Annotated in this window: 15 protein-coding genes and 1 pseudogene; 5 read left to right on the forward strand and 11 right to left on the reverse strand. The window is 44.8% G+C overall.

Annotated elements, in window-relative coordinates; genetic code table 11:
- Nucleotides 1–6: 6 nt before the first annotated feature.
- The 6 genes from ABNN70_RS02160 to ABNN70_RS02185 form a co-directional block, all read right to left on the reverse strand.
- The gene (locus ABNN70_RS02160; protein WP_129929332.1) at nt 7–963 is read right to left on the reverse strand and encodes an ABC transporter permease; all 957 of its coding nucleotides are present in this window, start codon (nt 961–963) and stop codon (nt 7–9) included.
- Nucleotides 960–1,898 (reverse strand): ABC transporter permease, encoded by a 939-nt coding sequence (locus ABNN70_RS02165; RefSeq protein ID WP_129929331.1) that lies wholly within the window; start codon nt 1,896–1,898, stop codon nt 960–962. The genes ABNN70_RS02160 and ABNN70_RS02165 overlap by 4 nt, the downstream gene beginning before the upstream one ends.
- A 322-nt stretch (nt 1,899–2,220) precedes the next feature.
- Nucleotides 2,221–3,000 carry a glutamate racemase gene (murI, locus tag ABNN70_RS02170; RefSeq protein WP_353948604.1) on the reverse strand — a complete coding sequence of 260 codons (780 nt, stop codon included), beginning with the start codon at nt 2,998–3,000 and terminating at the stop codon, nt 2,221–2,223.
- Between the two features lie 96 nt (nt 3,001–3,096).
- A complete protein-coding gene (locus ABNN70_RS02175) occupies nt 3,097–3,945 on the reverse strand; it encodes an alpha/beta hydrolase (protein WP_353948605.1) in 849 nt (282 codons plus the stop codon).
- 130 nt (nt 3,946–4,075) lie between these two features.
- Nucleotides 4,076–4,645: a metalloregulator ArsR/SmtB family transcription factor gene (locus ABNN70_RS02180; RefSeq protein ID WP_353948606.1), complete on the reverse strand. Its 570-nt coding sequence runs from the start codon at nt 4,643–4,645 to the stop codon at nt 4,076–4,078.
- Between the two features lie 183 nt (nt 4,646–4,828).
- A complete protein-coding gene (locus ABNN70_RS02185) occupies nt 4,829–5,590 on the reverse strand; it encodes an alpha/beta hydrolase (RefSeq protein WP_353948607.1) in 762 nt (253 codons plus the stop codon).
- Between the two features lie 131 nt (nt 5,591–5,721).
- On the opposite strand from ABNN70_RS02185, the gene ABNN70_RS02190 reads away from it, so the two are divergent.
- A complete protein-coding gene (locus ABNN70_RS02190; protein ID WP_353948608.1) occupies nt 5,722–6,408 on the forward strand; it encodes an alpha/beta fold hydrolase in 687 nt (228 codons plus the stop codon).
- A gap of 409 nt (nt 6,409–6,817) precedes the next feature.
- On the opposite strand, the gene ABNN70_RS02195 is transcribed toward ABNN70_RS02190, so the two are convergent.
- The gene (locus tag ABNN70_RS02195) at nt 6,818–7,828 is read right to left on the reverse strand and encodes a substrate-binding domain-containing protein (protein WP_353948609.1); all 1,011 of its coding nucleotides are present in this window, start codon (nt 7,826–7,828) and stop codon (nt 6,818–6,820) included.
- Nucleotides 7,829–8,081: 253 nt separating this feature from the next.
- On the opposite strand from ABNN70_RS02195, the gene ABNN70_RS02200 reads away from it, so the two are divergent.
- Nucleotides 8,082–8,258, forward strand: coding sequence for a hypothetical protein (locus tag ABNN70_RS02200; RefSeq protein WP_353948610.1), 177 nt, complete (start codon nt 8,082–8,084; stop codon nt 8,256–8,258).
- A 56-nt stretch (nt 8,259–8,314) separates the two neighbouring features.
- Here the strand turns inward: ABNN70_RS02200 and ABNN70_RS02205 are convergent, their stop codons facing one another.
- The 4 genes from ABNN70_RS02205 to ABNN70_RS02220 all read right to left on the reverse strand — a co-directional run bounded on the left by ABNN70_RS02205 (nt 8,315) and on the right by ABNN70_RS02220 (nt 12,449).
- Nucleotides 8,315–8,740: a MarR family transcriptional regulator gene (locus tag ABNN70_RS02205; protein ID WP_353948611.1), complete on the reverse strand. Its 426-nt coding sequence runs from the start codon at nt 8,738–8,740 to the stop codon at nt 8,315–8,317.
- 9 nt (nt 8,741–8,749) lie between these two features.
- Complete coding sequence (locus ABNN70_RS02210) at nt 8,750–10,561, reverse strand: DHA2 family efflux MFS transporter permease subunit (RefSeq protein ID WP_353948612.1); 1,812 nt, start codon at nt 10,559–10,561, stop codon at nt 8,750–8,752.
- A gap of 18 nt (nt 10,562–10,579) precedes the next feature.
- On the reverse strand, nt 10,580–11,236 hold the full coding sequence (locus ABNN70_RS02215; protein ID WP_353948613.1) for an HlyD family efflux transporter periplasmic adaptor subunit: 657 nt from the start codon (nt 11,234–11,236) through the stop codon (nt 10,580–10,582).
- Nucleotides 11,237–11,585: 349 nt separating this feature from the next.
- Nucleotides 11,586–12,449, reverse strand: a complete 864-nt coding sequence (locus tag ABNN70_RS02220; protein ID WP_129929322.1) for a metallophosphoesterase family protein — start codon at nt 12,447–12,449, stop codon at nt 11,586–11,588.
- Nucleotides 12,450–13,367: 918 nt separating this feature from the next.
- On the opposite strand from ABNN70_RS02220, the gene ABNN70_RS02225 reads away from it, so the two are divergent.
- From ABNN70_RS02225 to ABNN70_RS02235, 3 genes and pseudogenes are all read left to right on the forward strand, one after another.
- On the forward strand, nt 13,368–14,681 hold the full coding sequence (locus ABNN70_RS02225) for an MFS transporter (protein WP_353948614.1): 1,314 nt from the start codon (nt 13,368–13,370) through the stop codon (nt 14,679–14,681).
- A gap of 390 nt (nt 14,682–15,071) precedes the next feature.
- Nucleotides 15,072–15,281 (forward strand): hypothetical protein, encoded by a 210-nt coding sequence (locus ABNN70_RS02230; protein WP_353949473.1) that lies wholly within the window; start codon nt 15,072–15,074, stop codon nt 15,279–15,281.
- Nucleotides 15,267–15,431 (forward strand): annotated as a pseudogene (locus tag ABNN70_RS02235) (transposase); the annotation flags it as partial. The gene ABNN70_RS02230 and the pseudogene ABNN70_RS02235, both read left to right, overlap by 15 nt.
- Nucleotides 15,432–15,476 lie beyond the last annotated feature (45 nt).

A 15,476-nucleotide genomic window follows, 5' to 3' on the forward strand; every position in this document is an offset into this window, starting at 1 on the left:
AGGGGGTCATCTCCTTAACTTCGGATCGAGTGCGTCCTGCAGGCCGTCACCAAGAATATTAAATGCAAACATCGTTAATGAAATAAAGAGGGCCGGGAAAAACAGGCGCCACCAATAACCGGCAAGCAGTGCCGACAATCCGTCATTTGCCATGACGCCCCAGCTTGCAAAGGGCGCCTGGACGCCTAATCCGAGAAAACTTAAAAAGGCTTCGGAAAAAATGGCCGATGGAACGGTTAACGTCATTTGAACAATAATCGGACCCATGGTATTGGGAATCAGATTTTTTTGAACAATGCGCCAGGGCCTGCTTCCAAATGATCTGGATGCCGTGACAAATTCATAATTTTTTAATTGAAGCACCTGGCCTCTGACAATGCGTGCCATGCCCGTCCAGCCTGTAACCGTCAGTGCGACGATAATCGTTAATAAGCTTGGGCCCATGACAACCATCAGTAATATGACGACCAGAAGATAAGGCAGCCCGTAAAGGATCTCAATGATTCGCATCATAACAAGATCTGTTTTCCCGCCGATATAGCCGGAGATTCCGCCATAGGCCACACCGATCAGGAGATCAACCAGAGCGGCAACAATGCCGACGAACAGTGAAATTCGCGCCCCGTACCAGGTCCGGGTAAATACATCGCGTCCAAGTTCATCGGTACCGAACCAGTGATCGGCCGAGGGGGACAGATTCTGCAAAGTCAGATGCTGTGCCGTCACAGAGTATGGGGAGACAACTGGTCCAAAAAGGGCAGCAATCATGAGAAAAATCAGGAAACCCAGGCCCAGCATCGCTAATTTATTTTTTGTAAGCTGAATCCAGGCATCACGCCAATAGGAAGTACCTGGCCGCACAAGCGACTGCTGTACCGTTTTTTTGCGATCAAGACGGCGAAACCATGCTTCCGGAACATTTTGCGCCGTGATCTTTTCCTGCAGATCATTTGCACGAATCATTGGCTCCCCTCCTTGCTCTGCTTAATTCGCGGATCAAGCCAGCCGTAGGCGAGATCGACGAGAAAGAGCATAAAGATCAAAAGGGCGCTGTAGAACATCGTCGTTCCCATAATGACGGGGTAGTCTCTGGAATTGATGCTGTCAACAAAGTATTTGCCCATACCGGGGATAGCAAAAATTTTCTCAATGACAAATGTGCCGGTCAAAATGCTTGCCGCCAGGGTGCCAAGCACCGTTACCGCGGGTAGCAGCGCATTTTTCAACGCATGCTTCGTTACGATAATAAACGGCGGCAGCCCTTTAGCACGGGCGGTCCGAATATAATCCTGAGTCAGCACTTCAAGCATGCTGGACCGGATCAGCCGCGCAATGATTGCCATCGGACCGGTCGCAAGCGCGATAATCGGCATAATCATGTACGAGAACCCCTGCCATGTGCCGGCCGGAAGCAAATGAAGATTCACGGCAAATTCCTGGATCAGCAGTGTGGCCAGAACAAAATTTGGAATTGAAATGCCCAGAACAGCCAGGGTCATGGCCAGATAATCAATCAGGCCATTATGCTTTAATGCGGCAAAAATACCGAGAATAACCCCTGATATCACGGCGACGGCAAGCGACCACATGCCCAGCTCAAATGAAACCGGAAACCCTCGTCCAAGCAAATCATTCACGGTTTGCGCAGGCTGTTTGATCGACGGACCATATGTAAATGTTGCAATGGACTTAAGATAGATGAGATACTGAACCGGGAGCGGCTGATCAATATGATAATGCGCTTCAAGATTTTTTACTGCAGCATCACTCAATACCTTTCCGTTTATGTTATTAAAGGGTGACCCCGGGATCGCATGCATGAGCAGAAAGGTCAATGTCGCAATGACCCATAAAGTTAAGAGCATGGCAAAAAATCTTTTCAAGACAAAGCGCAGCATAAGAACCATCCCTTATTTTCTACTCGAATGAATGTTGAAGAAAAGCATTTTCAGGCGTTCGTTATGTACAAAACCCAGCTCAGTAAAAGGAGCTGGATTGAATACAGGATATCAGATCAATACGAATGACTTCAGGGGCCTGCTACAAGCTGGCGGGGAAATATGAAATCGCTAACATATTAAGTATAAAACTATTATATCCATAATAAATATACTTGTCAATAATTAAAAAATTTTATTAATTTTCTGTTTAATACACCAAAGCTGAAAAAAAGCAATCCGCCGATTCAGAGCAGATTGCTTTATTCCTTCAATAATGTAATCAGGGCATGGCATCCAGTTTTTTCAACAGCTGATCATAATGCGCCAGAGTTTCTGTGTCTTTAACCTCTACACCGGACTTGAAGTAGGTGATCCTGCCGCTTCCTCCGCCAATCTGATGCAGTCTTTCCAGCGTATGCTTCAGATTCAGTGCAGTTCCGAGCCCACCGTCAATCACATGTGTTTCTTTGGGGAATTGCTGCTGAATGATGTCTTTAAAAATGGGAAAATGGGTGCAGCCAAGCACCACCGTACCGTACTGGTTCAAATCAAACGGTTGCAGTTGTTTCTGTAAATAAGGAACAATATCCTCCGGTTTAAAATCGAATGCTTCCGCAAATTCAACCAGTTTCGGCATCGGCAGCGGGTCAACAATATCATGCTTATCAATCCGTTCGACCAGACGGTGATATTTTTCTTCCTTCAGCGTCAGCCGCGTCGCCATCACCAGAACTTTTTTCATCTCCGACTGGCTTTCAATCACTGCCGGTTTGACAGCCGGTTCAATGCCGATAATCGGAATTGAATAATTTTGGCGCAAGTCTTCGATCGCTGCACTCGTTGCCGTATTACAGGCCACCACCAGTGCCTTAATGTCACGGGCAACCAGGAAGTCAGCAGCTTCAAAAATATACTTTTTCAATTCATTTTTCGGCTTTTCTCCATACGGAAGATGCGCCGTATCCGCATAATAGAGAAAATTTTCGTTCGGCATCAGTTTTCTGATCTGATGCAGGACGGTCATGCCGCCAATGCCGGAATCAAATACAGCTATGTTCATGATCAATCACTTTTCTTCATAATTTTTGTCCCTGACATTGCTTCATTGTATCACCTTTTTATGGTCCGGGAAACTGAATGGGATCTGAGTCTAAGGTCACCCGGCAAACATCGTTTTAATCTCCTCAGCCAGTTCATTCGGACGCTCAAGCATCACCATATGGGATGTATTTTTCATCATGACGCAGCGTCCTTGTTTCGCATGTGCGAGAAATTGATCCATCGCATGTTTCTTATAGGCATCGACCTGTTCATCACTTTCTGCGGCGGATTTTGCAATAACAAGTGTGACGGGAATCGTTAATTGCGCGACAACATCATGAGGATGAAATGTCCACAAAGCCTGTGCGCATGCCTGTTTTGTCTCTACCGGACAGTTGAAAGCCACGCGTCCATCCTTCGTTTCATGGACAATATCCCGAACCGCGTTTTCAACGTCAGCATTCCAATAGGGTGTATCCTGCTTTTGATCATTGATGAACCTCTCCATATTGCGCAGCAATGCCTCAGGAAAAGAAAAGTTCGAAAAGTCTTCCCATGTCATCCCCGGCCACTCCTGGTAATTGAGGTATCCGGCGTCGACAAGCATTAAGCTGCGCACGCGTTTCGAATCATGTGTAGCGAAATACATGGCCAGATTGGCGCCCCACGAGTGTCCGACGAGCCAAACACGCCGCACATGAAGCTGATCGAGCAAATCGGACAATTGATCCGATAACAAGTCAAATGAATAGCTCGAGCTCGGCTCACTGACTCCGTTTCCCGGCATGTCCGGGGCAATGATGCGTACGCCGCGCAAACGCTTTTCAATCAATGTCCAGACTTCGCCGGTCCACGCAAGTCCATGAATCAGCACCAAAACATCCGTTGATGAGGCATCTCCTGCTTCTCTAAGTTTATACCTTATTTCCTCTTCACCAGCCGTAACATAGCGTACATGCCACATCATATTCACCCCGGCGTGTTGTTTCGTTAATTATAATCGAAAAATGCAGGTTTGTGGGAAAAAGGATAAGTCTGGTGCAACGAAAAGGGTCAGACAGACGCCATTTCAAAGCTCCTGCCCACCTGCGTCATCACCCCCACAGTTCCGGTGGATTCATCTCATAAATACTGTTCTTTCGATACATAAACTGATAGACAATCAGTTCGCGGCGCAGTGTGGCATAATCCGCATAAAACTTCCTGAGATAAGTGCTGATTTCCTTTTCAGAATAGGCCTTTCCATATTTCAGCCCTTTGACAAGCTGCGCCATCACCACCATTCGTTTTTTTCGTTGCGCAGGAATGGTCTTTAACGAGCCATCGGCATTAAAAAAGGCGTCCAGTATTTTTACACGTTCCTCTTCAGTGACTTCCGGCAGCATTGACGGTTTCCCCTTTCCAAATGATAATAGTGCTTTCGCCTGACCTTCCAGAACTTTTTTCTCTAAAGAAAAATAAATGGTATTTTTGACCCGACTTTCCCTGATGAGACCCGCCTCACGTAATTTATCGATGTGGTGGGTAATGGTCGGCGGCTTCAAACCCAGCTTGCCGGCAATCGCCTGGCCATGAAGCTTTTGATCGCGCAGGAGGGCAACAATCCGCAGCCGCGTGGGATCACCCATTGCTTTGTAAAAAGTAATCATTCGATTAAACTGCATCGAATCACCTCTAATTAGTTATACATCTAATTAGATATTAATAAAAATTCTTCACCTTTGCAAGATGACATTTGACTAAAGTTGATTTTTATCTTATGAGACAATCGGAAATCTGGTGCGATGTGGTCGACATTGCAGGGGGATCGAAATTTTCATCGAGCGGCGCCATCGTTAACTGCCTTATTATTTAATAAACTGTCTGATGTAGCCGTTTAGTTCTGACGCTGCTTTTGTCGGAATCTGGTGTTTGACGTTTTGAATCCATTTCAGTTCGTTATGCGGCAGTTGTTCATGCAGTACTTTCGCGTAACGAAAAAAGCCGCGATCTTTAAGTCCGAAGACCAGTAATATCGGCAGTTGAATCTGATCCAATTGACGGGTGCAGGTGTAGGACAGACTGTAGTAATAGTACTCGGCCACGTTTTTGCCTGATCCCTGTCGTTCTTCCCGCAGCATTTTCCAAAACGAAGAGAGTGTATTCATATTCGTTCCGGCAATATAAAAGCCTAATAAAGAAAGTGCTCTTATCCGCGCAAGCGTCCCTGCCAGAACCAGTTTGCTTTTTAATGACCAGTTGCTGACTTCAGACAGGCCGCTGACCAGGATGCCGCCCATTGCCCGGTTCTGGTACTTCAGGAAAAACTCCAGCGCAATTGATCCCCCGGTTGAATAACCGCAGATATAGGCTTTACGAATGTTCAGATGATCGAGCAAATGCAGCATATCATCCGCGATGAGCGGGTAAGTCAGGGTCTCGTCCGTTGCTGAACTTCTTCCATGACCGCGTATGTCAAAAGTAATGATTTGATAATCCCTGGATAGTTCCTTCATTTGATTTAAAAAGTTGAAATGGGTCAGCAACGGAGGATGAACAAAAAGAATCGGGATCCCCTGGCCCTGAACAGTGTAGTAGAGTTGGCAGTCATCTGCCTGGAAATAGGGCATCGCCCGGTCACCTCAGAGAAATGAATTGCCCCTATTTTCCCCAAACGTTACGCTTCTATCCAGATATTTTGTGACAACCGGGAATGATTCAGCGTGGACACGGCAGACTAAGTGCGTGAGGAAGTGATTAAATGAAGCAACCCTTGTGTATCGTTATCCATGGGTTCGCCGGAAACCCGTGGGAAGTGGAACCGCTGGCCCGCGCACTTGAACACTCCGGGTTTGACGTCATCACGCCGCTTTTGCCCGGGCATGATCGAGAAAAAAAGCGTATGGAAAGGAGCACTGCGCCGGACTGGCTGCAGGCGATTGAAAAAATTGTTACACGGGCAGAAGACGACAAGAGAGAGATTCATCTGATTGGCTTTTCCATGGGTGCGATGATCGCCTCGATTACGGCCTCCAGGTATCCGATCTCTTCTCTGGTCCTGCTTTCTCCAGCTGTTTATGTGCTGACCCCTCACGTTTTCAAAATGAGGTGGGAAAGATTTCATCAACGGAAAAAAGGGAAACCGGAAGAATATGATTCACCATTCACTCAAAAGGTCCCGCTTGCCAATGTCTTTCAGTTTCACAAAGTTGTCAGGCAGGCCAAACGGATTTTTCACAATCTTCATGTCCCACTGTGTATCATTCACGGTGAACGGGATGAAACGATCGATCCGAAAAGCGCTAAACTGATTTTTCACGCGGCTGCTTCGGAAGAAAAAGAACTACACTATCTGCCGCACGCGCGGCATCATATTTGTCAGGGCGACGATCGTGACAAGGTTATCCGATTTGTGACGCTGTTTCTAAACAAGCATCGAACCTTATAATCCACAGGTATTTTGTTTATTAGAAAAACCGGGATGCGTCCGGTCTTTACTTCCGCCGGATTAGGTTGCATCAGCACTGGCAGGAGACTCCCTTGGCCAGCACTCCCGCAGGTGCCAATACATTTCGCCCTACGGTTCAGCGTCACACCTCTAAATGAGGGGCTTCTGTATTTTTTGAGATCATCTCACTTCTTTTTCAAGAAGCATTCTGATTTTTATTTAAGCAATAAGCGGGAATTTTCCGGTTACCATGGAGAATGGAGCGCGTTCCGGGGAACCATAAGGGGAAATTTTCCCATTAAGAGAAATTTTTCCGTCTATTGATCAGATCGGGCACTTAACCTGATCTCCCGACCAATTGTCACTTGGGTAACCGGAAATGATTCATGACAGCTCGGCAATCGGCATACTATTTTGCCAGATCTCTGACCGTTTGCCGCTCAATGATCTGATGTCCCATAATTCGCCCTTCGACATGTTCTTTGCCTTCAATAATGTCAATCAGCATCCCGCCGCCGACACGGCCGATTTGAAAAAGCGGCTGTTCCACTGTCGTTAATGGGGGTATCGACATCTTCGCAATTTCCAGATTATCATAACCGATAATGGATAAATCATCAGGAACGCGCAGACCTGAGGAATAAGCAGCGGACAGTGCCCCGACAGCCATAAAATCGCTCGCCGCCAATACGGCCGTTAACCCACTGTTTTTTCTGAGCAATTCAGGCAAGAGTCTTTGTCCATCATCAAAATAAAAATTAGGGCCATAGACAATCTGATTCTCATTAAAGGGCAGGTTGTGATCCTTCAATGCCTGGATAAATCCGTCGATCCTCGGCTGCCCGGCAATGCGATCCTCCTTATTCCCGCTGATCATCCCAATTCTTGTATGACCCTTTCCGATCAGATAACTGGCTGCATGATAGGTTGCCATCCGGTCATCCACTTTCACGTAGGGAATGGAATATTTCAGGGACTGCGTCGCCAGCAATACAAGCGGAATGCCCATCCTTCTAATCTCATCGTAATATGCGTCCCTTAGAACTTCACTGGTAAAAAGCAGACCGTCCACCCGTTTTTCTTTCAAAACATGCAGGTAATCCATTGTCCGCACACCACTGTTTGCCGTATGACAGATGATCACACTGTAACCTCTGGTATAAGCAGCATCCTCAACCCCCTTTAGAAGTGAAGAGGAAAACATACTCGATACATTTGGAACGAGAATCCCGAGCGTTCTCGTTTTTTTATTGATCAATCCTCTGGCAACAGCATTTGGCTGATAGTTCAGGTCCTTGATCACTTTGAGCACGCGTTGTTTTGTTTTCAAACTGTAACCGGGCTGATTATTCAAGATTCGTGAGACGGTCGCAATGGAAACATTTGCGGCACGTGCAACGTCTTTAATCGTCGCATTCATGGGATCACCTTTTTTGAAAACGTTTACTCAACGGTTAAAATACAGACTTTTTCCCGCTTTGTCAAGCTTTTTTGAAAGAAAGCGCATTGTTTTATATGTTTTCCAGATTAGATTGGCGTCAAACATGACCAGACATTAAGGAATGTTCCCTTATAACAACTTAAATTATCTATGTAAACGTTTAATGCAGGTGTTTACTTTTGTTTTTAAGACGCTTCATCGAGTCATTCATAATAACCTGGGAGGGTGAATCATGAAAAATGTTATTTCATGGAAAGAACGCATAACGGCAAGGCCTGCTTATTTAATTGGGCGGGCTGTGATTAACAAAACGCTCATACTGGAGCCCGATGATGGGGCTACCCGGTATGAGCGTATGCCTGAAGATGATGGAACTGCCGTATACAGATCCGTACGTACGGTGGTATGATTTTCCTCCTGCCCGATCTATGTGATTTATTCAGGCCATTTCGGAGGCGGTATTCATTATTCAATCAATTTAGCAATCAGATCAGACAACTGATTTAGTTCCTGATCATTAAGTTTATGGAAAACTTTACGCATGTAGTCCTCACGAACAGACCTCAACTGGTAATAAAGTGCAACGCCGTCCTCAGTTACTGTCAACAGGACTTTTCTCCGATCCCTTTTAGATCGCTGGCGGATCACGTAGCCGCATCGAATCAGTTTGTCGATGACGGTCGTTGCATAACTGGGAGAGACATCGAATGCCTTCGCAATATGCGATGAGGTTTCCTGACCATGTCTATGGAGATGAGACAGGAACGAGAATTCGTGAGCAGTCAGCTCGCTGCTCTGAAGTTCATTCATTGACCGCCGATAACGTCGGATAAAAATAGCAAACTGGCTTTCAATTGTATGAATTCTGGATTCTCTGTCCGTGAGAGACACCTGCTTCCCTTATTTTCTGGTCATAGTCGGACTGATCTCAGCTCTTTGCCGCGAATTTGCTCGTTTAATAAAGAATGCGAGCACCCAGGCAATGACCGTCAGCATGGTAGCGACAATAAAGGCATCATTAATACCCTGAATCGTTGCCAGCTGCTGAACCTTCATTTCAAGCAGCTGCAGTACGGTATGCTGCCCCTGTACCGCAGAAACGTGATCCGTTGCAGACAGCACAAGGCTGGAATTCTGAAGCTGCTGCATAAACGGATGATTACTTGAAGCAACCTGATTTGCATAGTCGCCGATATGCAATGTCGTTCGATTCGTCATGACGGTAACCAGGAAAGCCGTACCAAGCGAACCGGCAACCTGCCGCATCGTATTGGACATAGCCGTTCCATGACTGTTCAACGCTCGAGGCAGATCATTCAGCCCTTCTGTCATGATCGGCATCATCAAAAGCGACATACCGAACATTCGCCCCGTATAGAGAAACATAATCCAGCCGTACGTCGTCGTATCGCTTAAATGTCCAAACGCCCAGGTTGTAATAATAGTCACCGCAAGACCGATTACAGCGAGCGGTCGCGATCCGATCCGATCAAATAGTATCCCGGTAATTGGCGACATGACGCCCATGAGCAATGCGCCGGGTAGCAGAAGCAGTCCGGATTGAAGTGGTGTAAATCCGCGGATGTTCTGCAGATAGATCGGAAGCAGAATCATTGCGGCAAACATCGCCATCGTCACTAGTATATTAACGATTGTCGTGAAAGTAAATATTTTGTATTGAAAAACGCGCATATTAAGCAGTGGCGTATCCATAAACAGTTCATGCCAGACAAACAGAATCAGTGCGATGACACCGACGATAAGGGTTACTAATACGACGCTATCTTCCCAGCCTTTGTTTCCTGCTTCACTGAACGCATACAGGATGCCGCCGAAACCAATCGTTGACAGAACAACACCCGGAAGGTCAAGCTTTGGAAATGAGCGGCGTCCGACGTTTTTCAGATAGGTGAGGGCAAACAGGACATCAACAATGCCAAACGGGAGCACGATCCAGAATAAGACCCGCCATGTAAAATGTTCCACAATATACCCGGAAAGTGTTGGCCCAATTGCAGGCGCGAAGATCATGGCGACACCCATCAGACCCATTGCTCCGCCACGTTTTTCAGGCGGGAAAATGGTCAGGAAAACATTGGTCATCAGCGGCATGATAATTCCGGCACCAATCGCCTGAATCACGCGCCCACACATCAAAATGATGAAGTCAGGCGACAGAGCACAGACAAGCGTTCCCAGCGAGAACAGAGTCATCGCTGAGATAAAGAGCTTCCGAGTTGTAAAAGTTTCCATTAAATAGGCGGTAATCGGGATCAGAACCCCATTGACCAGCATATACCCGGTGGTGATCCATTGCGCCGTGCTGGTCGAAATATTCAAATCGACCATCATCTTAGGCAGAGCCACATTCATGAGCGTCTGGTTCAGCAGCGCAACAAAAGCGCCCAGAATCAGGACCAGAATAATCGAAGCGTGATGACCTGACGCCCCCTGTGCGCTTAAGGCAGGGTTTCCCGGACGCTCTGCACAGTCCACTTTAGCAGAGTTCTGCACGATTCGCCTTCTCGAAGCATGTGACCCGCTGTCATGCTTTTCGCCAGACACGTGCAGGGAAGCTTCTCCCGTGCCCGGTTCAGTCAGACGGTCAGCAGTCGTCATCAGTTTGTTTTTCCGGCGACGATGCAAAATAAAATTAAAAAACACAAGAAAAATGAGTGCACACCCGATGTACACAGAAAGGAATGATGTCATCAAATCCCTCCTCTCAAATTAGATATGAATCTTTACCGTAACATTCATGCCGGGAAGAAGATCATTACCTTTGTAGTCGTCAATTGAAATTCTCACAGGAATGACTTGCGCAACTTTTGTGTAGTTGCCATTACTATTCGATCCCGGAATCAGTGAGAAGGTTGCGGCGGTTGCTGTTCCAATCTTCTCCACTTTACCGGTAAATACCGTATCCGGGAACGCGTCAATTTTCAGATCAACCTTTTGTCCCTTTTTTACCTTTTCAATTGCGTTTTCATCGACATTGGCTGTCACGTACAGTTCATTCAGATTATAGGCTTGGGCAAGCTGCGTTCCGGCGGCTGCGAATGCATTTTTGGTTGTATTGCTTAACGCAATCGTCGCCTTTTGCGGCATTTTTACTGCAGCTTCAACTTTTTTCCCATCGGCTCCCATTGTTTCCACATCGCCGATTGTTTCATTGGCATCAAAAGTCCTGCCTTCTGCAGCACTCCAGTTAACCAGTTTTCCGGAAGCAGGCGAAGCAACAGAGATAACCTGGCCGCTTACTGCGGCATTATCCGTTTTGACATAATGGGTTGCCTGATCATAATAGTAGTAACCGGCTGCTCCGCCACCAATCAGAATGACGATCACAATGATGTTAATAATCAGCAATCGAGTAAAATTTTTCATAGCTGGATCTCCCTTCATTTTGACATAAAATTAATATAGTTAATTATTAACCTTATTAACTATTTAAGTGCAGTAGTAATTTAACATATTAGGTTTAAACGTGCAACAAAAATGAAATTTTTTTCTTTTTTTATGCAGACCTGGAAAATTACCTGGAAACATGAGAAGGATCAAAAAGCGCGGGATTTATTGGGGCTGAACGGTCTCACCTGTCCCTGTAAAGTTGATGCTCAGGGAGGCAAGCAGTCCAAACCCAAATAAGATACTCAGGAGCACATGAAAGAGCAGAAATAAAGCAGCCATTTATTAGATCGTATCAATACAGACTCTTCGTTTGTTTCGTATTCTCCTATCTGTGTTGCCCGTCCGGTTCATCTGATTTTTTTAGAAACTCGATAACATCCTGTTCATAACCCTTTCGCTGATTCATTTCTTTTAAAAATGCTTTGTCATGCGTATGTGTTTTACCGGTTTCCAATTGCTCTTTATACAGACTGAGATAGGGAAGCCCCTGCCGCTTTGCCCGGTCTGTTTCTTTATCTCGGCTGTAGCTGACCTTTTTGAAACTTACTTGCGGAATGCCCTTTTCATCAATTTCAAGAATGGCATACTGAGCACGTAAATCAGCACGAAGCTTCGTCCGTTTGAAATAGGGCTGCCCCACGGAACCCGGGTTGATGATCAGTTGATCCTCACTGCTGTAGCGCAACATCTGATGATGCACATGGCCGTAAACGGCAACATCACTATTTTTTGAAGTAAAAAGGCGGTCAAAATTTTGTTGCGTTTGATCCGGTGTCAGATCACCGCCATAATTTTTACCCGGCAGGTTATGGGTCAGACTAATATTCAGTCCATTAATTGTCCTGGTCGTATGTATCGGCAGCTGCTTCAGCAACTCGATTTCGGCGCTTGTTAAGCTTTGACATTGGTACTGAACAAGTTTAGCAATATAAATATCTGATGGATCATTGAGGTCAACTTCTCCTTCCAGTACTTCGAGAAGGCAGTCTTCCCAGTTCCCCTTTACATAAACGGCGGTATTGATTTTTTTTAACAGAGCAAATAAATCAGCTGATCCGGGGCCGGGCATGATGAGATCGCCCAAAAACCAATAGTCAGTGATTTTTTCGCGGATAGAGTCTTCAATAACTGCTTCCAATGCGGTTGTATTTCCATGTACATCAGAGAGCAATGCGATTTTATGGTTCATGCGCGCTTCACGCTCCCAGCTGGCTAAATTTGCTTATCCGCTCATTGTTATTCAAGAACAACACTGTTTGGGGTATTAACCATAAGTTTCAACACAGATCGTAATCATACATCTTAGACGAACAATATTCAACTTATTGTGAGGTCTCCCCTCACCCACCGGCACCAGGCCTGTCATACGTCTTTTTAACCCACTGCTCTAATTCAGCCCGGAAGTTCTCTTTTTGTTCATCGTTTTGAAACACTTTTTCTAAACGTTATAGGCTGATCCTTCTTGATTTCCAAAAGTTTCAAAGTTGGACGAATCGACATCGAGAACCATCCTGGCGCTGGGACGAAGGACATGAAGCCGATCCAGATAAGCCTAGTTGACCGCTTCCAGCGACTGAACCGTTTCCTCATCCACGCATTGGTTGGACCGGGAAGGAGATCGGCTGAGAGCCCCCACCTGAGAAGCCAGCTTTGATTTTTTTGTTAAACTGAAGCAACTTTTTTTACGCTGTTCATACGAGGAAGTCCCCCTTACCTTGTATGTTTGGTTCTCGCAAATTAATCATACCAAAGAGGGGCTCCTTTATTGAGCATAAAAATGTTCATTCCAAATAAAATTCAGAAAATATTTGACATATCTCTGATTGAGTTGTATATTAATTCACAATTAAAAGTAAAAGAGTGAACATAAATGTTAGCAACCCGTGCAGCTATTATTCGAATTATTATTATCAGCGCCATTATTATTTAATAATGCGGGCTGCATGTTGTTGTCCGCAAAAAAGCGGACAGGGCTAGCAGGGCTAGGAACTGTCAAAGGTTCCTGGCCCTTTTCTTTTTATCTTTTATTAATCATGGTAAAAGGGGGCAGGGAAAATATTTTTTTAGTTCGGTGTTAAATCAGAATTTTACTTAGGGGGATTTTTTAATGAATAGTGTTGTTGATGCATCATTTGGCGGTGAAACATTAAAACGAGATTCAGTTAAAACCGTTATCTTTGCTTCAATGATCGGAACAGCCATCGAATTTTTTGATTTCTACGCTTACGGAACCGCTGCTGCTGCTTATTTTCCGCAGGTCTTCTTTCCTGAAGTTACACCGACAATTGCTACTATTTTGAGCTTGCTTACCTTTGGTGTTGCTTTTGTTGCCAGGCCATTAGGAGCATTCGTTTTTGGTCACTTTGGCGATAAGATGGGTAGGAAAAATACTTTAGTTGTTTCTCTCCTGTTAATGGGCGTTTCAACCGTCTTAATTGGGGTCTTGCCAAGTTATAACACTTTAGGACTAACAGCTGTCTTACTGTTATGCACATGTCGTTTTGTTCAAGGAATTGGTTTAGGAGGAGAGTGGTCAGGTGCTGCTTTGGTTGCAACTGAAAACGCTCCTGCTGACAAACGTGCTTTATATGGTGCTTTTCCAGAATTAGGTGCTCCATTAGGTTTCTTTTTAAGCAATGGTTTATTCTTTGTTCTTGAAAGTATTTTAACACCGGAACAAATGATCACTTTTGGTTGGCGTGTTCCATTTTTGACTTCTGCTTTATTAGTTATCGTTGGCTTATGGGTAAGAGCAAGAATGCAAGAGACGCCTTTATTCCGATTATCACAAAAGAAAAATAAGGTTACCCGCTCGCCTTTATTAACCGTTTTGAAAACGGGTTGGCGCCAGTTTATCCAGGGTACATTTATTGTATCTGTTACTTATACCCTTTTTTATACGCTGGCAACCTGGTCATTAGCATATGCAACGACCAATTTAGGATTTACCAACCGTGAATATTTATTCTTACTGATGGGGGCTGTTTTCGTATTTGCAGCATTTATTGTGATTTCCTCGTTAAATGCCGATAGATTAGGCCGGCGGAAAGTTTTAATTTCTTCATCTGTAGCTTTAATCGTCTTTTCTGTTGTCTTTCCATACTTACTTCAAGGTCACCAGAATTTCTTCGGCGCTGCTGCTTTCTTAGTCATTGGATTTGCTTTGATGGGGATTGCTTTTGGGCCAATCGGTGCCATTTTGCCAGAATTATTCAAAACTGAAGTCCGTTATTCAGGTTCCGGAATTGCTTATAATCTGGCGGCAATTGTAGGTGCTGCTTTCACACCAACAATTGCAACCTGGCTAGCTGCCACCTGGGGAATCCAGTCTGTTGGACTTTACCTCGGAATCATGGCTGTCGCTTGTTTCGTTTCTTTAATCACTATCAAGGAAACTAAAAATGTCGATTTTACGAAATAATCATTTAACTGATGAGGATGATCAACATGTCTTTCAAAAATAAAAAGCATCGGTTGCCGCCGATACTTTTGCATAGTAAATTCACTCTGTCAAATTTTTATATCGCTATGCAAAATTAATTATAACATCATTTTTTTAGTTGCTTGTTGTTTCGGGCTTGCCCTTTATCAGTTAAATTTTTAAAAACAAGGTTCTATACTATCTGGTACTGATAGAAGAATTCATCTATCAGTACCCATTTTTTGTTTATGCTAAAAAGGAAATGAAGCTGCAACTTCATCACAAAATAAATTAGCCTTCAGACGATAATTTAAGCTTCTTCGCTGATTAAAATTAATGAACCTGGAATTACTGGAAACTACCTAATTAAAAATGACAGGTGGTTTTCAAATGTTAGTAGAGTTCAATGACCTGGATAACTTATTCCATATTACAGAGCCCTGGTATGTTCATGACTGTATCTTTAACGAAAGCCAAAAAAAGATGGATGTTTATTTAAAAGTATACAAAGAAGCCTTTTTAACGTGCCCAAGCCCGTCTGGCCCCCATGGTGGAACTCTCAAAGACACTGAAAAAGCATTATGCGGCGTGGTCAGGTGATTCCAATCCCAACTCAACAACAGGATATTGGAAGGCATCAACAGCCTATTCCAGGCACTGAAACGGAGAGCAGGAGGCTACCACTCCGATAAGAATATCATCGCCATGGTCTACCTGCTTGCCGGAAAATTAGATTTCTCACCCAAATAAAAGAACAGGCATCAGTACGAACCACGTATCGCTCACAACTGAACC

Source organism: Sporolactobacillus sp. Y61 (genome assembly GCF_040529185.1).
In the GTDB taxonomy this organism is placed as follows: Bacteria; Bacillota; Bacilli; order Bacillales; family Sporolactobacillaceae; genus Sporolactobacillus.